Annotated in this window: 21 protein-coding genes; 7 read left to right on the forward strand and 14 right to left on the reverse strand. The window is 68.2% G+C overall.

Features of this window, described 5'->3' with window-relative positions; all coding sequences use genetic code 11:
- Together AC1DU4_RS12420 and trxA are read left to right on the forward strand one after the other, a co-directional pair.
- The coding region (locus AC1DU4_RS12420) for an NAD(P)/FAD-dependent oxidoreductase (RefSeq protein ID WP_477840208.1) at window positions 1-471 on the forward strand (471 nt) is incomplete at its 5' end.
- Between the two features lie 49 nt (window positions 472-520).
- Window positions 521-844: a thioredoxin gene (gene trxA, locus AC1DU4_RS12425; protein ID WP_114722025.1), complete on the forward strand. Its 324-nt coding sequence runs from the start codon at window positions 521-523 to the stop codon at window positions 842-844.
- A 30-nt stretch (window positions 845-874) separates the two neighbouring features.
- Here the strand turns inward: trxA and AC1DU4_RS12430 are convergent, their stop codons facing one another.
- Together AC1DU4_RS12430 and AC1DU4_RS12435 are read right to left on the reverse strand one after the other, a co-directional pair.
- Window positions 875-1,471, reverse strand: a complete 597-nt coding sequence (locus AC1DU4_RS12430) for a TetR/AcrR family transcriptional regulator (protein ID WP_477840211.1) — start codon at window positions 1,469-1,471, stop codon at window positions 875-877.
- A gap of 97 nt (window positions 1,472-1,568) precedes the next feature.
- On the reverse strand, window positions 1,569-2,570 hold the full coding sequence (locus tag AC1DU4_RS12435; protein WP_477840213.1) for an LLM class flavin-dependent oxidoreductase: 1,002 nt from the start codon (window positions 2,568-2,570) through the stop codon (window positions 1,569-1,571).
- Window positions 2,571-3,020: 450 nt separating this feature from the next.
- Between AC1DU4_RS12435 and AC1DU4_RS12440 the strand changes: the two genes are divergently transcribed.
- Entirely contained in the window at window positions 3,021-3,329 is a 309-nt protein-coding gene (locus AC1DU4_RS12440; RefSeq protein ID WP_477840214.1) for a hypothetical protein, read from the forward strand.
- A gap of 253 nt (window positions 3,330-3,582) precedes the next feature.
- Here the strand turns inward: AC1DU4_RS12440 and AC1DU4_RS12445 are convergent, their stop codons facing one another.
- The 5 genes from AC1DU4_RS12445 to AC1DU4_RS12465 form a co-directional block, all read right to left on the reverse strand.
- On the reverse strand, window positions 3,583-4,740 hold the full coding sequence (locus tag AC1DU4_RS12445) for an acyl-CoA dehydrogenase family protein (RefSeq protein ID WP_477840216.1): 1,158 nt from the start codon (window positions 4,738-4,740) through the stop codon (window positions 3,583-3,585).
- A 71-nt stretch (window positions 4,741-4,811) separates the two neighbouring features.
- On the reverse strand, window positions 4,812-5,432 hold the full coding sequence (locus AC1DU4_RS12450; RefSeq protein ID WP_477840218.1) for a TetR/AcrR family transcriptional regulator: 621 nt from the start codon (window positions 5,430-5,432) through the stop codon (window positions 4,812-4,814).
- Window positions 5,433-5,457: 25 nt separating this feature from the next.
- Complete coding sequence (locus tag AC1DU4_RS12455; RefSeq protein ID WP_072844451.1) at window positions 5,458-6,219, reverse strand: 3-hydroxyacyl-CoA dehydrogenase; 762 nt, start codon at window positions 6,217-6,219, stop codon at window positions 5,458-5,460.
- Between the two features lie 29 nt (window positions 6,220-6,248).
- Window positions 6,249-7,442 (reverse strand): thiolase family protein, encoded by a 1,194-nt coding sequence (locus tag AC1DU4_RS12460; protein WP_477840221.1) that lies wholly within the window; start codon window positions 7,440-7,442, stop codon window positions 6,249-6,251.
- A 94-nt stretch (window positions 7,443-7,536) separates the two neighbouring features.
- A complete protein-coding gene (locus AC1DU4_RS12465; RefSeq protein WP_477840223.1) occupies window positions 7,537-8,340 on the reverse strand; it encodes a crotonase/enoyl-CoA hydratase family protein in 804 nt (267 codons plus the stop codon).
- A 249-nt stretch (window positions 8,341-8,589) separates the two neighbouring features.
- On the opposite strand from AC1DU4_RS12465, the gene AC1DU4_RS12470 reads away from it, so the two are divergent.
- Window positions 8,590-9,372: an enoyl-CoA hydratase gene (locus AC1DU4_RS12470; protein WP_477840225.1), complete on the forward strand. Its 783-nt coding sequence runs from the start codon at window positions 8,590-8,592 to the stop codon at window positions 9,370-9,372.
- 60 nt (window positions 9,373-9,432) lie between these two features.
- Here AC1DU4_RS12470 and AC1DU4_RS12475 read toward each other — a convergent pair whose 3' ends face one another.
- The 3 genes from AC1DU4_RS12475 to AC1DU4_RS12485 form a co-directional block, all read right to left on the reverse strand.
- Window positions 9,433-10,062 carry a TetR/AcrR family transcriptional regulator gene (locus tag AC1DU4_RS12475; protein ID WP_477840227.1) on the reverse strand — a complete coding sequence of 210 codons (630 nt, stop codon included), beginning with the start codon at window positions 10,060-10,062 and terminating at the stop codon, window positions 9,433-9,435.
- Between the two features lie 83 nt (window positions 10,063-10,145).
- A complete protein-coding gene (locus AC1DU4_RS12480; protein WP_477840229.1) occupies window positions 10,146-10,496 on the reverse strand; it encodes a metallopeptidase family protein in 351 nt (116 codons plus the stop codon).
- 1 nt (window position 10,497) lies between these two features.
- Complete coding sequence (locus AC1DU4_RS12485; protein ID WP_072844608.1) at window positions 10,498-11,511, reverse strand: septum formation family protein; 1,014 nt, start codon at window positions 11,509-11,511, stop codon at window positions 10,498-10,500.
- A 240-nt stretch (window positions 11,512-11,751) separates the two neighbouring features.
- Here AC1DU4_RS12485 and serS point away from each other — a divergent pair, with 240 nt between their 5' ends.
- The gene (gene serS, locus AC1DU4_RS12490; RefSeq protein WP_072844458.1) at window positions 11,752-13,011 is read left to right on the forward strand and encodes a serine--tRNA ligase; all 1,260 of its coding nucleotides are present in this window, start codon (window positions 11,752-11,754) and stop codon (window positions 13,009-13,011) included.
- Between the two features lie 175 nt (window positions 13,012-13,186).
- Complete coding sequence (locus AC1DU4_RS12495; protein ID WP_477840231.1) at window positions 13,187-13,633, forward strand: ankyrin repeat domain-containing protein; 447 nt, start codon at window positions 13,187-13,189, stop codon at window positions 13,631-13,633.
- 22 nt (window positions 13,634-13,655) lie between these two features.
- On the opposite strand, the gene AC1DU4_RS12500 is transcribed toward AC1DU4_RS12495, so the two are convergent.
- From AC1DU4_RS12500 to AC1DU4_RS12515, 4 genes are all read right to left on the reverse strand, one after another.
- Window positions 13,656-13,880: a hypothetical protein gene (locus tag AC1DU4_RS12500; RefSeq protein WP_477840233.1), complete on the reverse strand. Its 225-nt coding sequence runs from the start codon at window positions 13,878-13,880 to the stop codon at window positions 13,656-13,658.
- Window positions 13,881-13,883: 3 nt separating this feature from the next.
- Window positions 13,884-15,035 carry a 3-ketosteroid-9-alpha-monooxygenase, oxygenase component gene (locus AC1DU4_RS12505; RefSeq protein WP_477840235.1) on the reverse strand — a complete coding sequence of 384 codons (1,152 nt, stop codon included), beginning with the start codon at window positions 15,033-15,035 and terminating at the stop codon, window positions 13,884-13,886.
- Window positions 15,036-15,198: 163 nt separating this feature from the next.
- A complete protein-coding gene (locus AC1DU4_RS12510) occupies window positions 15,199-15,465 on the reverse strand; it encodes a hypothetical protein (protein WP_477840237.1) in 267 nt (88 codons plus the stop codon).
- 288 nt (window positions 15,466-15,753) lie between these two features.
- On the reverse strand, window positions 15,754-17,301 hold the full coding sequence (locus AC1DU4_RS12515) for a Rieske 2Fe-2S domain-containing protein (protein ID WP_477840239.1): 1,548 nt from the start codon (window positions 17,299-17,301) through the stop codon (window positions 15,754-15,756).
- Between the two features lie 132 nt (window positions 17,302-17,433).
- On the opposite strand from AC1DU4_RS12515, the gene AC1DU4_RS12520 reads away from it, so the two are divergent.
- Window positions 17,434-18,192: a lysophospholipid acyltransferase family protein gene (locus tag AC1DU4_RS12520; RefSeq protein WP_477840242.1), complete on the forward strand. Its 759-nt coding sequence runs from the start codon at window positions 17,434-17,436 to the stop codon at window positions 18,190-18,192.
- The last annotated feature ends 4 nt before the right edge of the window (window positions 18,193-18,196 follow it).

Consider the following 18,196-nt stretch of genomic DNA (forward strand, 5'->3'; position numbering starts at 1 on the left):
GTGCACCGCCGCGAGGAGTTCCGCGCCTCACGGATCATGCTCGAACGCGCCAAGGCCAACGAGAAGATCCGCTTCCTGACCAACACCGAACCCGTCGAGGTGCTCGGCGAGAACAGTGTCACCGGCCTCGAGGTCCGCGACACCGTCACCGGTGAAACCTCCACCCTCGACATCACGGGCATGTTTGTCGCCATCGGTCACGATCCGCGCAGTGAACTCGTCAAGGGCCAGGTCGAGCTCGACGACGCCGGCTACGTCCGCGTCGCCCCGGGTTCCACCGCGACCTCCGTCGACGGCGTGTTCGCTGCCGGTGACCTGGTCGATCACACGTACCGTCAGGCCGTCACCGCTGCCGGCACCGGATGCTCCGCGGCGATCGATGCCGAACGCTGGCTTGCCGATCGTGGGGACATCACCGCCAACACGCTCGACGCTGCCGGTCACAGTGTCGATGTCGTCGGCGCGCCCTGACCTCTGATCGCCTTACCTTTACGCTCGTTCCCACCCTCGAGGAGTAATCGTGTCGAATACCGTCACCATCACCGACGATTCCTTCAAGCAGGACGTCCTGGCAAGTGACAAGCCTGTTCTGGTCGACTTCTGGGCTACGTGGTGCGGCCCGTGCAAGATGGTTGCCCCGGTTCTCGAGGAAATTGCCGGTGAGAACAGTGAGAAGTTGACCATCGCGAAGCTCGACATCGATGCCAACCCGGCCTCCGGCCGCGACTTCCAGGTCAAGTCGATCCCGACGCTGATCCTGTTCAAGGGTGGCAAGCCGGTCAAGACGATCGTCGGTGCGAAGGGCAAGGCCGCGCTGCTCAAGGAACTCGCGGACGTTCTCTGACCTACCCCGTGCGCACTACGGAATCGCAGGTCATTCGATTCCCAGCGCGCGCGACCACAGGTAGGTGAGGGTGTCGATCGCCTCGTCATCCGACCCAGGTCGCCCAATCCCTTGTACACCCATGCCCAGCCACAGATAACAACTGTGTTCGAGCATGGAGGAGAGCGCTGATGCGGTGACGTACGGATCCAGCTTCGGATCCACCATCCCTTCTCGCTGAAGCACTTTGACTCGTCCGGCAATCTGTTTGACGCCTACCTCACGAATCTGCATCCACGCTTGCAGGAACTCGTCCTCGACCGACGCAGCGTGCGTGATTCCGACCAGTTCAGGAAGGAACTCGGTGTAGGTGCGCCAGAACACGGCGATGGCCGATCTCAGTGATTCCGAGGTGTACACGCCCTGCGGATCAGGGTTCCCCTGATCGAGGACGCGGTTCAAGAAGTCCTCCAACATCGCGTGGAGGATCTCCCGCTTGTTGTCGAAGTAGTTGTAGAGCGTGGCCGGAGACTTGCCGGCCTCGTCAGCGATATCGGTCATCCTGGCATTGAGATAGCCGTCGCGCTTGAAGACGGTGCGTGCAGCGGTCTTGATGAGCTGTGCGGTCTGCTGCCCCTTCGTGCCCACGTGCTGGTGCCCGGTACTCGTTGTGTGCACCTTGATGGCCCCTTTGATCTTGTCGCTGTAGGCCTCGATTGTATCGATATCGCTGACGGGGATGCACTTACAGCTTGGGCATGACCTCGGCGGCGAACAGCGCCATCGTGTCCATGAGCATCTCGTGCGGGAGTGCACCGCAGTCGAAGGCGGCGAGGTGGATGTCGGGATCTATGGTCTCCTTGAACGTGCCCATTCGATCGAGGACCTCTTCCGGGCTGCCACACATAGCCGTTCCCTCGATCAGTTCCTCGTAGTTCACGGGGGACTTGTTGCCGAGCAGTTGGCGTGCCCACGTGACATACCCGGTCAAGTAGGGGCGCCACTGCTCGCGTGCGGTCTGGCTGTCAGGTGCGACGTGAACGTAGCTGCAGGAGCCAACCATCGCCTGCTTGCCCTGCTCCTCCATGAGCTCGCGGTAGATCCTCACGAGCGGGCCCCAGGTATCGATGCGGGCAAAGATGCTCGGCAGCATCAGCGGTAGCCCTTGTGCGGCGGTGCGTCGGACGGACTCCTCGGTGGTGCCGGTGCCCATCCACACGCGGGGTGCGCTCGCGAGCGGTGAGGGCTTGAGCTGTACGTTCTCGAGCGGTCCGCGGAACTCGCCGGACCAGTTGAAGGGCTCCTTCGAGTTCCAGAGCTGATCCAGCAGCTGGACCTTCTCGCTCATGATGGCGTGGCCCTGCTTGGGGTCCAGGCCGCCGAATGCCGCGTAGGTTTCGGGGTTGATGCCGCGTCCGACGACGATTTCGGCCCGACCTCCGGACAGCTGGTCGAGCGTTGCGAAATCCTCTGCCACGCGGACGGGGTCCGAGGTGGCCAGCAGGGTCACGGCAGTGGCCAGCCGGATCCGCTCGGTGCGCTCGGCAATTGCAGCGAGCATGAGCTGCGGTGAAGAGATGATGTAGTCGTTGAAGTGGTGCTCTCCCAGCGCGATCATGGAGAATCCCAAGCTCTCCGCTTCCACCGAGCTGTCGACGACGGAGCGCAGACGCTCGCCCTGTGAAGTGCGAATCCCCGTGTGCGGGTTGGGCAGGTGGTCGCCGAGGCTCATGACGCCCAGTTCCATGTGATGTTCCTTCCGGTGGTGCGAGTCACAATAACTAAAAGTGACGTTAGTTTTAGTTTTGTGCCGCGTCAAGACCTGGAGCGAAGGTCTTGCGGGCAAGGTCGCGCGGGTGGAGGATGCCGAAAGGCGCTAGGACGCTGGGACTCTCGAGTCGGGGTATGTTCGGGGTCCGGACTCGCAGTCCCGGGAGTCGCGGACAGCGGGGCGAAGGGCAGCGGGTTGGAGGATTTGGGGTGCGTCGTGGCGCGGGATGACGCTCCGGTCGCTGAAGTTGGCTCCGCCACTCGAGTTTCGAGAAAGGTTGACCTGGAGTCGCGCACGCATCGTCCCCTTCGGGGACCTCCGGGATCCGCGTCTCGTAGTCGGAGGCAGCCGTGAGACCCCGGGAGCGAACGAACCTTGGCAGGAAAGTCCCTGCCGTCCCAGCACACTCAGGACTGAGGACCAGTTATGCAATTGGTGGTAAACGAGTTCGGTGCCGTTCGGTTGGAGAATCGGGACACCTTCACCGGCTTTGCGGTGCGTGCGCCGGCCGACTACGGGACCGTTCGGGTAGGAGAGGCTCTCGAGGCTGCATCGGTGGGGGAGACAGTCGGCGGGAATGCCTGGATATCCGCTGCGGCGGTCGCACGACTGGCCGATGCGGATGGTGCCGGTGACGACTGGCGGGCCGGCTTCCAGGCAATGCGGGAGTACGCGCGAGGGAAGGGCTGGGTGCGAGCCGACGGAGCGATCCGGGCCCACATCGAGCATTACTGACGAGTCCTGGGCGCCGGACAGGCCGACAGCGAGCACTGGGCGTGCACATGGCAGGTCGCCGTGTGCACGCCCGGTGGAACCGCTGCTTGCCGGATGTACGGGCTCAGAGGCTCCATCAGACCAGGGCCGCTTGGTTGTTGAGAACCAGGGCAGACGTTGCCGTTTGCCTCGACGCCGAGCGAGTCGGAGTAGCGGAAGTCGGGCGATCTCCCTCCAAGCAGGTTGCCCGCCGGTATGGTTCAGAGAATTCGTGTCACCGGAACTCGGCGGCGATGTCCCGTCCGATGATCTCCTTCATGATCTCGGTGGTGCCGCCGTAGATCGTCTGGATGCGGGTGTCGACGTAGGCGCGGCCGATCGGGTACTCCATCATGAATCCGTAGCCGCCGTGCAGCTGCACTCCGCGGTCCACGACCCGCTTCTGGAGCTCGGTGGCCCACCACTTCGCCTTGGACGCGTCGACGGCGGTCAGTTCGCCTGCGTTCAGGGCGATCACGCAGCGGTCGATGTGGGACTCGGTGACCTCGATCTCGGTGAGCATCTCGGCGAGCACGAACCGCGAGTTCTGCAGGTCGCCGATCGGCTTGCCGAACGCCTTGCGCTCGAACGCATAGCTCTTGGTCCACTCGTAGGCGGCCCGGGCGGCAGTGATGGCGCCGACGGCGATCCCGATCCGCTCCAGCGGCAGGTTCTCCATCAGGTGGATGAAGCCGCGGCCCTCGGTACCGAGCAGGTTCTCCGCGGGCACCCTGACGTTCTCGAAGACGAGCTCTGCGGTGTCCTGCGCGGCGAGCCCCACCTTGTGCAGCTTGCGTCCGCGGCTGAAGCCGGGGGTGTCGCGTTCGACGACGATCAGCGAGAAGCCCTTGCTTCCCGCGTTCGGGTCGGTGCGGCACACGACGATCACCAGGTCGGAGTGAATGCCGTTGGTGATGAAGGTCTTCTGGCCGTTGATCACCCACTCGTCGCCGTCCTGGACCGCGGTGGTCTTGACGCCCTGCAGGTCGGAACCGGCGCCCGGTTCGGTCATCGCGATGGCGCCGATCACCTCGCCGGCGGCCATACTCGGCAGCCAGCGATCCTTCTGTGCCGCGGTACCCAGGTGCAGGATGTAGGGGATCGTGATGTCGTCCTGCAGGGAGAGGCTGGACCCGAACGACGTGGTGCCGGTGCGGGCGATCTCCTCGGAAACGACCTGCCGGAACCGGTAGTCGGTGACACCCGACCCGCCGAACTCCTCGGGGACGCCGAGGCCGAGGATGCCGGACTTGCCCGCGGCGACGTAGGACCCTCGGTCGATCAGCCGGTCTTCCTCCCACTGCAGGTAGTGGGGTTCGACCTCGCGGGCCAGGAACTCGCGGACGGTGCCGCGGTAGTCCTCGTGGTCGGATTCGAAGTGGTTGCGCTGCATTGTCCTTGCTCCTTGCTGGATCAGGCGTTGACGGTGCGGGTTCCCCGGTTGCTGCCGAGCGGTACGGGTTGTCAGGAAGCGGTGGGATGTCCGACGACGCGCAGGGCGATGGCGGTGTAGCGGGCGGCAACAGCGTCGGGGGTCAACGGGCCGTCGATCTGGAACCAGCGGGCGATCGACTGACCCATGCCGAGGAGCGCACGCACTGTCTCCGGGATGTCGTCGACGACGAAGACCCTCCGGTCGACGCCGTCCGTCACCAGGTCGAGGGCCATGAGTTCGAGCCTCTTGCGGGTCGCCGCGTAGTTGCGGCGGTTTTCCGGCGCGACGTGCCGCAGCTCGGAGTCGAGCGCGGACTGTCGGGAGCGGTGCGTCATGTTCAGCACCACCGCATCGAAGAAGTAGGCGAAGCGCAGGACCGGATCGTCACCGCCGTCGGCGACCGCGGCGGCGCAGCGGTCGATCAGGTCGCGGACCGCGGTGTCGAGCAACGCCACGAGAACCGCTTCCTTGTTCTCGTGGTGGTAGTACAGGGCGGGCACCGTTACCCCGACCCGACGGGCCAGGTCGCGGACCGTGGTGCCGTGGAAGCCGTTCTCGTGGAAGGCATCCAGGGCGTGGTCGAGGATGGGGCCGAGCTGCATCGGCTCGAATTCCCGCCAGTTGGTGATGGTTTCGGGCGGTGCGGACATCGGCCCCTCCTCGATCACGTGTGGGTCAGCGCGGGGCCATGCGGATGGCGCCGTCGAGACGGATGGTCTCGCCGTTGAGCATCGGGTTCGAGACGATGTGCGCGGCCAGGGCGCCGTACTCCGACGGATCGCCGAGACGGGACGGGTGCGGCACCTGCTGGCCGAGCGAGGCCTGTGCGGCTTCGGGCAGCGAGCCGAGCAGCGGGGTCTTGAACAGGCCGGGTGCGATGGTGACGACGCGGATCAGCAGCGACGCGAGGTCGCGGGCGATCGGCAGGGTCATGCCGACGACGCCGCCCTTCGAGGCGGAGTACGCGGCCTGGCCGATCTGGCCGTCGAACGCGGCGACGGAGGCGGTGTTGATGATGACGCCGCGCTCGCCGTCGATGGGTTCGGTCTTCGAGATACGCTCGGCGGCAAGGCGAAGCACGTTGAAGGTGCCGACGAGGTTGACGTTGATGATCTTGGTGAAGGAGTCGAGCGGGAAGGCGCCCTGCTTGCCGACGGTCTTGACGGCGTTGCCGATGCCGGCGCAGTTCACCAGCACTCGCAGGGTGCCGAGGGACTCGGCCAGGTCGAGGGCGGCGGTCACGGCGGCCTCGTCGGTGACGTCGGCCGCGGCGAAGCGCACCCGGTCACCGAGTTCCTTGGCGACGACCTCGCCGTTGGAGCTGGGGAGGTCGACGATGACCACCTGGGCGCCGTCGGCGAGGAGGGCCTTGGCGGTGGCCAGGCCGAGGCCGGAGGCGCCGCCGGTGACGAGGGCGACGCTGTCGTTGACGATCATGTGGTGTTCCTTTCGGGAAGTGGCGTGTCTCAGAGTCGTTCGATGATGGTGGCGTTGGCCATGCCGGCGCCCTCGCACATGGTCTGCAGGCCGTAGCGTCCGCCGGTGGCCTCGAGGTGGTTGAGCAGGGTGGTCATCAGTCGGGTGCCCGAGGACCCGAGTGCATGACCGAGGGAGATGGCGCCACCGAGGGGGTTGAGCTTGGCGGGGTCGGCGCCGAACTCGTGGGCCCAGGCCAACGGCACCGGCGCGAAGGCCTCGTTGACCTCGTAGGCGTCGATGTCGTCGATGCTCAGGCCCGCCTTGGCCAGGACCTTGTGGGTGGCGGGGATGGGGGCGGTGAGCATGAGCATCGGGTCGTCGCCGACCACGGAGAACGAGTGGAACCGGGCGCGCGGGGTGAGCCCCAGCTTGTTCGCCATCTCCTCGCTCATGATCAGCACGGCGGAGGCGCCGTCGGTGAAGGGGGAGGAGTTGCCCGGGGTGATCTGCCACGGGGCGTCGGGGAACCGGGCCGCGAACTCGTCGGTGCGGAACGACGGACGCAGGCCGGCCAGGCCCTCGGCGGTGGTGCTGGTGCGGACCGTCTCGTCGACGGTGTGCGTGACGGTCTCACCGGCGGCGTTCGTGACGGTGATCGGCACGATCTCCTTGTCGAACGCGCCCGCGGCGATCGCTGCGGCGGCACGCTGGTGCGACTGCGCGGAGAACGCGTCGAGGGCCTCGCGGTCGAGCTTCCACTTCGCGGAGATCAGTTCGGCGGAGATGCCCTGGTGGATCAGGCCCTCCGGGTAGCGGGCGGCGATGCCGGCGCCGGCTGTGTCCTGGCCCATGGAGGACGTGCCCATGGGGATACGGCTCATCGACTCGACGCCGCAGGCGATCACGATGTCGTAGGCGCCGGCGATGACGCCCTGGGCGCCGAAGTGTGCGGCCTGCTGGCTCGACCCGCACTGGCGGTCGATGGTGGTGGCGGGCACGGACTCCGGGAAGCCTGCGGCGAGCAGCGCGGTGCGGGAGATGTTGAGGGCCTGCTCGCCGACCTGCTGGACACAGCCGCCGATGACGTCGTCGACCTGGGCGGGGTCGAGGCCGTTGCGGTCGACGAGGGTGCGCAGCACGTGGGACAGCATCTCGACGGGATGGGTCCCGGACAGGGCGCCGCCGGGCTTGCCTCGTCCGGATGCGAGGCGGACGGCGTCGACGATGACAGCGTTGGTCATGAGGGGAACCTTTCGGGGGAGGGAGGAAGGTGGTGCGGCCCGGCGCCCCGGAGGCAGGGGCTCAGCGGAGCACCGGGCCGAGATCGGGGGGTGGTCAGCGGCCCTGCCAGACAGGCGGGCGCTTCTCGGCGAAGGCCTTCGGGCCTTCCTGCGCGTCGGCGCTGGTGAAGACGAGCTTCACGGCCTCGGCGTTCCGGTCCCACACGTCCTGTTCCCAGTCCGAGTCGGAAGCCGTCCGGTGGATCATCGACTTCGATTCGCGCACGGCCAGCGGCGCGTTCGCGGCGATGCTCTCGGCGAGTTCGAGGGCGACCTCGAGGGCGGTGCCGGCGGGCGCGACGCGGTTGACCAGACCCAGTCTCAGGCCGTCAGCGGCGGTGATGGGCGCGCCGGTGAGCGCGAGTTCGAGGGCGACCTTGCGGGGGACCTGCTGCTGCAGGCGGATCACGCCGCCGGCCGCGGCGAACAACCCGCGCGTGACCTCCGGCAGCCCCAGTTGTGCCTGTTCGTCGACGACCGCAAGGTCAGACGCGAGCACCAGTTCGGTGCCGCCGCCGAGGGCGAACCCGTTGACCGCCGCAATCGTCGGCTTGCTCACCCAGTGCTGGACGAAGCCCGCGAAACCCCATTCCGGGTGGCCTTCGGCGTCGAGGGGGGCGCCACTGCCGAGCGCCTTCAAGTCCGCGCCGGCACAGAAGGCCCGCCCGGCGCCGGTGAGGACGATGGCCCGAACCTCATCGTCGGAGTCGGCCTGGTCGAGCAGGGTCCCGACAGCTGTCGAGAGCGCCGCGTTGACGGCGTTCAGTGCGCGCGGGCGGTTGAGGGTGATGATCGCGACGCTGCCTCGGCGCTCGTACAGCGCCGCGGGCTCGGGCGCGGTGGTCGACTCGTCGGCCATGGGTTGCTCCTCGGGGGATCTTCTGCGAAATTGATTTACTGAACGCTCGCTAAGATACCTATCACGCTACCCGGGAGGTGGTCAACGGATGACGTTAGCCAGCGACCGCTCAGTGGGGTCTGGTACACCGAACCCGCCATCCATCCCCTCGACCGGGGCCGCCGCCGCACTGTGCGGACTCGAATCCCGCAGCGCCACCGGCAAAGTGGCGCGCACTTTCCGATCCTGACTCCCCGAGAAGGACAGTTCATGAGCACCGACACCAATGACGTCCTCGTCGGCCTGGCCGACGGCGTCCTGCGCATAACCGTCAACCGGCCCGCCCGGATGAACTCCGTCACCACCGAGACCCTCGATGCGGCCGCCGACGCCCTGGACAAGCACGCCGGTGATCGCGCGGTCCGTGCCGTCGTGCTCACCGGCGCAGGCCGGGCGTTCTGCACCGGCGCCGACCTGTCCACCGTCGGCGACCTGTCCGGCCCGCCCGACCCGTCCACCATCGACGCCGCCAACCGGCTCGTCGCTGCTCTGCGCGCGTTTCCACGCCCCGTCGTCGCGGCCGTCAACGGCCCGGCCGCCGGGGTGGGGGTCTCGCTCGCCCTCGGCGCTGACCTGACCGTCGCCGCCGAGTCCAGCTACCTGCTGCTCGCGTTCACCAAGATCGGCCTGATGCCCGACGGCGGTGCGACCGCGCTGGTCGCGGCGTCCATCGGCCGGGCCCGCGCGATGCGGATGGCGCTGCTCGCCGAGCGACTGCCCGCCGCGGACGCCCTCGACGCGGGTCTGATCGCGCGGGTGTTCCCGGACGCGACGTTCGCCGACGACGTCGAGGCGCTCGTCCGGGGGCTCGTCGACGGACCGTCGGACGCGTTCGCGGCCACCAAGACCGCGATCAACGACGCGACCCTCGGGCAGCTCGACCCGGCGTTCGCCCGGGAACGGGCCGGCCAGCTCGAGCTGCTCGCCGCCGCCGACTTCGCCGAGGGCGTCGCCGCGTTCCTGGGCAAACGGCAGGCGGTCTTCGGTCGCTGACGGCCCTCCGAGCCCTTCCGGTCCGCAGGGTCCGAAAGGACTCGCGGGTGGCGGAGTCGCCTAGTGCGCCCCAACGGTTTTCATCGCGATCGCGGCGTACTTCTTCGCGACCTCTTCGGGAGAGAGGGTGCCTTCCGCGTGGTACCAGCGAGGGATGGACTGGCACATGCCGAGCAGTGCGCGGGTGGTCTCCGCGGGATCGTCGACATCGAAGGCCTCACTGGCCGTGCCGTCCTGGACGATCCGGAGGACCACCTCCTCGATGCCCTTGCGCACTGCGCGGTACCGCTGCCGGTTCTCCGCACTCAGGTACCGCACCTCGCCCTCGAGTGACGCGAGGCGGGCCCGGTTCGTCATCCGCAACACGATCGCCTCGATGACGTTCGCGAGCCGTTGGACCGGATCGTCACCACCGGCCGCATCGGCGTCGTGCGCCCGCGCCAGCACATCGGCCGTCGACAACTCGAGCAGCGCGATCAGCAAACCTTCCTTGCTGTCGTGGTGGTAGTACAGGGCCGGAACCGTCACCCCGACCCGGCGGGCCACCTCCCGCACCGTCGTCCCGTGGTAGCCGAGCTCGTAGAAGGCGTCGAGCGACGCCGAGAGGATAGGGGTCAGCTCGACGTCCTTCATCTGGCGCCAGTCGCCGGCGGCATCGTGCTGAGCCGGCTCGCCGGCGGGTTCACCCATTGTCCTACCAAACGTCTCGATCGCCAGGTTGTCGCGGTAAGGGTACCGGCCACCGGATCCCCATCCCATTGCGGCGATCCGTTTCAGCCCCAGCCGAGCTGGTGGAGCCGCTCCTCCTCGATGCCGAAGTAGTGCGCGATCTCGTGGATGACGGTGATCGCGACCTCCTCGACCACCTGCTCCTCGTTCTCGCACACCTCGAGCAGGGCCTCGCGGTAGATGGTGATGGTGTCGGGCAGCGAGCCGCCGTAGTGGCTGTCCCGCTCGGTCAGGGCGATGCCCTGGTAGAGCCCGAGCAGCCCGGGCTCCTCGGGGTCGCGGTCCTCGACCAGGACCACGACGTTGTCGATGGCCCGGGCGAGCTTGGGCGGGATCAGGTCCAGCGCCTCGGAGACCAGTTCCTCGAAGGCGGCCTCGGTCATACGTACCGGCATGTCAGCCGGCCGGTGCGGGGCCGGCGCCGGGCAGCGGGGTGGGCAGGGAGCGGCCTTCCGGGAGGGGCGGCGGCGCGACGGGCGGTGCGCCGTTGATCAGGATGTCGCCCTTCGTGGAGTTCACGATCGACGCGAAGCCGCCGGTGTCGACCTCCTTGCCGACGGAGCAGTTCACCTTGCGACTGCCCGCCAGCCAGCTGGTCAGGTCGAGGTTGTCCCAGAACAGGGTGAGGGTCTTGTTCCGCAGCCCGTCGGCGCCGAGGTACTCGTTCGACGCCTGGGTGCAGGTCTCCTCCAGGTACTTGTCCTGGTCCTCGACGGACGGGAACCCGTCCGGGAACTTCGCGCCCAGGTCGACCACCGAGATCGCCTCGAAGGCGTGCGCCTCGGCGCAGTCGACGGGGTCGGTGGGCACGTTCTGGTTGATGCCGATGCAGGTGCCCGCGGGCCACGCCTTGGACTGGTCCTGGCCGGACACCGTCCCGGTGATCGGCTGCAGCGTGCCGGTGGTGCCGGAGTTCTGCAGACCGCAGCGCACCGTGCGCTCGCCCGCCGCCCAGCCGGCCTCGCCGGGGTTGATCAGGCCGACGCTGTACTTGCCGTGCGGGTCGTACCGGGCGCCGAGGTACTCGTTGACCGCGGGCGCGCAGTGCTCGTCGCGCAGCTGGGAGAAACGCAGCACCCCCGGGAACCGGGAGCCAGGTCCGAACTCGGTGCCGGGGAAGACGCTCAGGTCCACCTCGGCGGCCACCTCGAACAGGTGCTTGGCAGAGCAGTCCACCTTCGACAGGTCGCTGGCGTCGTCCTTGGTCCAGGTCAGGCAGTCGCCGACGCCGGCGGTGCCGAACGCCGTGCCCGCCACCGCGCCGGTGGACATCGGCCCGCCGGTGCTGGGGTGGCTGATCAGCTCGGTCTCGCTCTTGAAACCGCCGGAGAACACCACGGTGACCAGGGCGGCGAGGACCGCGCCCAGTGCGACGGCGGCGAGCACGCGCCGGGTCGTCCTGGCCGACATGTACCGCTGCTGCGGGTTGTCCGCCGACGCGTCGGCGGGCGCGTCCGCCGGCGCTGCGGCCTCGGCGCGGTCCTGGGGGCCGTCCGTCGGGTCGGCGCTCGGGGTCTCGGGTGTGGATTCGTCGGACATCACCTCCATCATGCCCGTTGGCTTGGGCGGCGGCCGAACCTTGGCGCCCGCGCGGCGGCCCTCCCCGCGGGTCCCGATCGCCGCCGGCGCCGACCAAGTAGGGTCTGCTGCGTGATTGACCTCAAGTTCCTGCGCGAGAATCCCGACGTCGTCCGTGAGTCCCAGCGCACCCGCGGGGAGGACCCGGCCCTGGTCGATGCGCTGTTGGCCGCCGACGAGGCGCGCCGCGCAGCAGTCCTCGCCGGGGACAACCTGCGGGCCGAGCAGAAGGCGCTCGGCAAGAAGGTCGGCCAGGCCGCCCCGGAGGACCGTCCCGCCCTGCTCGAGGGGGCCAAGGAGCTGGCGCAGAAGGTCAAGGACGCCGAGGCCGCGCAGCACGAGGCGGACGCCGCCCTCGACGCGGCGCAGCGGGCGATCTCCAACGTCGTGCAGGAGGGCGCACCCGCCGGTGGCGAGGACGACTTCATCACCCTCGAGACCGTCGGTGAGCTGCCGACCTTCGACTTCGAGGCGAAGGACCACCTGGAGCTGGGCGAGTCGCTGGGCCTGATCGACATGGAGCGTGGCGCCAAGGTCTCCGGCGCCCGGTTCTACTTCCTGACCGGGTTCGGCGCGATGCTGCAGCTCGGCATGCTGCAGCTGGCGGCGCAGAAGGCGATGGCCAACGGGTTCACGATGATGATCCCGCCGGTGCTGGTGCGCCCCGAGATCATGAAGGGCACCGGCTTCCTGGGCCAGCACGCCGAGGAGGTGTACCACCTCGAGGCGGACGACCTGTACCTCGTCGGCACCTCCGAGGTGCCGCTCGCCGGCTACCACTCGGGCGAGATCCTGGACCTGGCGTCGGGGCCGAAGCGGTACGCCGGCTGGTCCTCCTGCTTCCGCCGCGAGGCGGGCAGCTACGGCAAGGACACCCGCGGCATCATCCGCGTGCACCAGTTCGACAAGGTCGAGATGTTCACCTACTGCCGGCCGGAGGACGCGGACGCCGAGCACCAGCGGCTGCTGGCCTGGGAGCGCGAGATGCTCGCCGCCATCGAGGTGCCGTACCGGGTGATCGACGTCGCCGGCGGCGACCTCGGTTCTTCCGCGGCGCGCAAGTTCGACTGCGAGGCATGGGTGCCTACCCAGCAGGCCTACCGCGAGCTGTCGTCCACCTCGAACTGCACCACCTTCCAGGCCCGGCGCCTCTCGGTGCGTTACCGCGACGAGAACGGCAAGCCGCAGACCGCCGCGACCCTCAACGGCACGCTGGCCACCACCCGGTGGCTGGTCGCGATCCTGGAGAACCACCAGCAGGCCGACGGCAGCGTGCGGGTGCCCGCGGCGCTGCAGCCGTTCGTCGGCACCGATGTCCTGCGCGCCCCGTAGCCGTCGCCGGTAGTCCACGGCGTCCCCACCGTCTGCCACCGACGGCAGCCCCCTTGCGGCCGACCGAATGTCGCATTCGTTCAATCTGAGCGAACGAATGCGACATTCGGTAGGTCACGGCGACTGGGCCCGTCGAAGGGGTGGTGCGGCGCCGGGCAGGGTAGCTTCGGCCGACATGACGGACGAACCGATCGACCCCCAGTTGCAGGAGATCGCGCAGCGAGTCTTCGACGCGGCCCGGGCGGGTGACGCCGCCACCCTCGCCGCCTACCTCGACGCGGGCGTCCCGGTGAACCTCACCAACGGCACCGGCGACACGCTGGTGATGCTCGCCGCGTACCACGGCCACGTCGAGGCGGTGCAGGCGCTGATCGAGCGGGGCGCGGACGTCGACCGGCTCAACGGCCGCGGTCAGTCACCGGTCGCGGGCGCGATCTTCAAGGGCGAGGAGGCGGTGGTGCGGGCACTCGCCGCGGCCGGCGCCGACCCGAACGCCGGGCACCCCACGGCGGTCGACAGCGCGAGGATGTTCGGCCGCGAGGACTACCTCGCGTTGTTCGGCGGGGTACAGCTCGCCGAACGGGCGGTTGCCGGACCAACCGTCGAGAGGTCGAACCGGTAACCGCCCGTTCGGGTGCTTCCGCTCAGTCGAGGTCGCCGAAAAGGCCCTCCACGGCGGCCTCCCGGATCGAGGACCGCATCGCCTCGCAGCCGCCGGTCAGCGTGGCGATGCCGCTCCGGGCTGCCAGCGGTGCCAGCACCGGGCAGGCCGCGACGGCCTCCTCGGTCCACTGCACCTCGGTGTGTTCCCAACTGAACTTCTGCACGAGCACGGTGACCCCGCACTCGCGGCACTGCACGGGCCGCACGGCTCAGCCCTGGGCGGCCGCGCGGCGGGCGAGGTTCTCCTCGACCTCCCGCTTCCACGACTCGACCGGCCGGGTGGTGTCGAGTTCGAACTCGAACCGGTCGGTCATGTCCGGGGTGATGTCGGCGACGTCGACGTAGAACTGCTCGTACCAGCGGCGCAGCTGGTAGACCGGACCGTCCTGTTCGCACAGCAGCGGGTTGTCGATCCGGGTCTTGTTGCGCCAGATCTCCACGTCCTGCTCGAAGCCCTTGTTGATGAACGTGCTCATGCCCTCGGCCAGCTTCTCCGCGGCCTCGGGGGAGAGGTGCTCGGAGTACTTCACGATCACGCCGTAGGTGAGCACGAAGGTGTTCGCATCGATCGGGTAGTGGCAGTTGAGCAGGATGGCCTCGGAGTCGAAACCCTCGTAGTGGTAGGTCAATTCGTCGATCATGAAGGCCGGGCCGTAGTAGGCGGCGGCGGAGGAGTTGCCGAGCACCCGCGGCTCGCCGGGTCTGGCGGGCGGCCGRATGTCGTCGCGGGCGACGCCGTTCATGTACTGGGCGGCGACGTGGCCCTCGAAGATGTTGCGGAAGAACGTCGGGAACGAGCCGTGCACGTAGAAGAAGTGCGCCATGTCGACGTTGTTGTCGATGAGCTCGCGCACGTTCGTGTGCACGATCGTCTGCTTGAAGCCCTTCCAGTCCGTCCAGTCGTCGGCCAGGGCGCCGGGGATGCGGGGCGGACGCACCTCCTCGGGCGGAGGGTTGCCCTCGGGGTCGTTGTAGACGAACAGCAGACCGTCCTGGTCGAGTACCGGCCAGGACCGGGTGCGGGCCAGCGGCGGAACCCGGCGGGCATAGGGGATCGCGGTGCACTTGCCGTTGCCACCCCAGCGCCAGTCGTGGAACGGGCAGGCGATGGAGTCGCCCTTGACGGTGCCCTGGCTCAGGTCACCGCCCATGTGCCGGCAATAGGCGTCGAGGACCTTGATCTCGCCGGCGCTGTCGGCGAACGCGACGAGCTTGGTGCCGAAGGCGTTGAGGGCATGTGGCTCCCCGTCGGTGAAGTCCTTGGACAGGCCGACGCAGTGCCAGCCGCGGGCGAACCGCTGCGGAGCCGCACCGCCCTCGATCTCCCGAACCTCGTCGACGTCGGTCGTCACGGTCGTCATGGTGTCGTCCTCTCCCGGTGGGGTCTCTGTCAGCCCAGTGGGTCAGAGACGGACGGATTCGGGGCGGCCCGTCTCGCTACATGAGACGACAGTCACATGACGGCCGCAAGCCGGGACACGCCACCCGGTCGGGAAAGTCCCTCACTCAGCCGGGTTCGACGACTCAGGCGACGGCGGAGCTGCCCTCGTAGGGCAGGCACAGACGCGGCACGCCTCCGTCCCTCCGTTCCCGGAGGTCCTGGTTGCGTTCTCGCTGTTCCTGCTCCCGCATCTGTCGCTCGTGGTCGTCGTCAGGATCGTCGGCCTGAACCGGCATCACGGGGCACGGGGTGGTTCCGACCGCATTCGCGGACCAGTCGCCGCCCAAGCCGCCGAAGACCACGGCGGCGGCGGTCAGGAGTCCGAATGTCCAGGTAGTCGCGAGTTTCACTGCCTCGCCCTTCCTCTCGAGGAAGGAGGGTCGACGAGTGTCGCCGACGAAAGTGCCAGTCGTCGCCCAGCCTTCCGGAAGGCTTCCGTCATGCTCGCGACCGGGCAGTGCCGTCGGTCTTCGCGATCGCCCGCTCGCCCGCAAAATGGTGGCCGTGGACATGGCGCGCCTCGAATAGCCGTGTTCTATTGCAACCACGCGGCGCCCGGCGTAATTCCCGACACGCGCAGCGATTCGAGAATTGCCGGCCCGCGCCCCGCACCCGAAATCGGGTGCGGGGCCTCGGGACTACAGCTTCGTCGAGCGCAGCTCGTGTCCCTTCGAGGTCTTACAGCGTCCGGTCTCGAGGTCCCACTGCCAGCCGTGCAGGTTGCAGGTGAGGTTGCTGCCCTCGACGACGCCGAACTTCGACAGGTCCGCCTTCAGGTGGGGGCACCGGCGCTGAATCTCGTAGCCGCCCAGCTCGATCGACGAGGAGTCGTCGTGCGCCTCGGAGAACCAGCCGTCGGCGTACGCGATCCGCTCGTCGGTCAGGCACTTGAAGAATGTGTAGAGGAATTCGTTGTAGCCGCCGACCCGCCACGCCTCGAATCTGGTGGACAGGAAGATGGTGTTCACCCAGTCCGGCTCGTCGTCGCGCAGCACGGTGCGCACCAGCTCGGGCGCGATCCGGAAGCCGTACCGGTACTTGCCCTCGCCCTCGATCGGCTCGCGCACGGTCCGGTTCGGGAAGTCGAGGACCACGGTCTCCTCGCCCATCACCAGGCCGACGGGGTAGCCGATGCCGTCGCAGATCAGGTCCGACTGCGCCATGATCGGCTCGAACTTCGCCTTGAGCGGCGCGAGCAGCGGCTCGCCCTCGGCCGGCGCCCACGTCGCCTTCTCGGCGGCCAGCACCGGCGCCAGACGCTGTGCCATGTCCTCGATGTAGGCGGCCTTGTCCGAGAAGATCTTGTCGACCTCGGCGTCCGGGATCGGGTGCGTGAGTGCCAGCTCGCTGCCGCTCAGGTCCACCGTCGACCCCGGGATCATCAGCAGGCCACCGTTGTTGCCGTGCTGGCGCATCTGCTCGAGGAAGACGATCTGGTCGGGGAAGATGTTGCCCTCGTCGCCGCGGTCGTCGTTGAGGTAGCGCAGTTCCGGGTCCAGGAACACCGGCGGGCCGGCGGACGGGACCACCCAGGTGGCGCCGACCTGCTCGATGTAGCTGCGGCAGCGGTCCATGCCGCGCTGACGCTTCTGCTTGCCGAAGTTCGACTTGGTGCGCGACGGGATGTCGTAGACCATCGGGTACCAGATCGCACCCGAGTACTGCAGCAGGTGGATGTCGATCTTGCCGAACTGTTCGCCGAGCACGTCCATGTCCACCGGGCGGGCGTCGTTCATGTTGAAGCAGGTGGTGGTGCCGTCGGAGATCACGATGCCCGAGTCGCCGATGGGGCCGTCGGCCGGGGCGCGCAGCGCGATGATCATGACGTCCAGGCTGCCCTTGGGCCCGGTCACGGTGTGCTTGACGGAGTCCGCGGTCTCGAAGAACTTGTGGAAGCCGAGCTTCTCGAGCTCGCGCTTGAGGTCCGGCACCGGGTAGTCCGGCAGCAGCACCGTCGCGTCCTTGTTGACGTGCTTGCTCAGCGTCTCGGGGTCGAAGTGGTCCTTGTGCAGGTGCGAGACGTACAGGTAGTCGACATTGCCGAGTGYGTCCCAGTCCAGCCCCGTGTTGTCGGGGAAGGGGAACCACGACGCGAAGTACGCGGGGTTCACCCACGGGTCGCAGAGGATCGATCCCGCCTCGGTCTGGATGTGGAATCCGGCGTGTCCGACGCTCGTGACCTGCACTGGTATGCCTCCTACGGATGATTCGACGCCTCAAGGGTAGGCGGCTGCGCCGCCCGTGCGCCTTTCCGGTGGCCCCAGTCACCAAAAAGGCGCACAGGCAGCGGAGCTGCCCGACGGCTAGGCTCGGGAATCGTGGAACCCGTCTACAGAACGATCATCGGCATCGCTCGTACGATGTTCGCCGCCCAGGGCCTGAAGTTCACGGTCACCGGCGCGGAGCACATCCCGGCCCACGGCGGGGCGGTGATCGCCGTCAACCACACCGGGTACCTGGACTTCACTTACGCAGGCCTGCCGGTGCGCAAGGTCAAGCGGTACATCCGCTTCATGGCGAAGAAGGAGGTCTTCGACAACAAGATCTCCGGGCCGATCATGCGCACGCTCAAGCACATCCCGGTGGACCGGGGCGCGGGCGCCGACTCGTTCCGGGCCGCCGTCGACGACCTGCGCCGAGGCGAGCTGGTCGGCGTCTACCCGGAGGCGACCATCAGCCGCAGCTTCGAGCTCAAGGACTTCAAGTCCGGAGCGGCGCGGATGGCCCTCGAGGCGGACGTGCCGATCATCCCGGTGGTGATCTGGGGCGCTCAGCGGGTGTGGACCAAGGGGCACCCGAAGCGGTTGGGCCGCACCAACACTCCGATCTCCATCGCGGTCGGTGCGCCGATCGCGCCGTTCGAGCCCGCCGCCGACCTGACCGCCGCGCTGCACGACGTCATGGCGAAGCTGCTGACGTCGCTGCAGGAGAACTACGAGCACCCCGCCGGGGAGTACTGGGTGCCGGCCCGGCTCGGCGGCAGTGCCCCGACGCTCGAGGAGGCCAACCGGATGGACGCCGCGGACGCGGAGGCCAAGGCCGCGCGCCGGGCGCAGGCGCCGCGGGACGGCTCCTGACCGG

Source organism: Rhodococcus sp. P4_F5 (assembly GCF_056401315.1).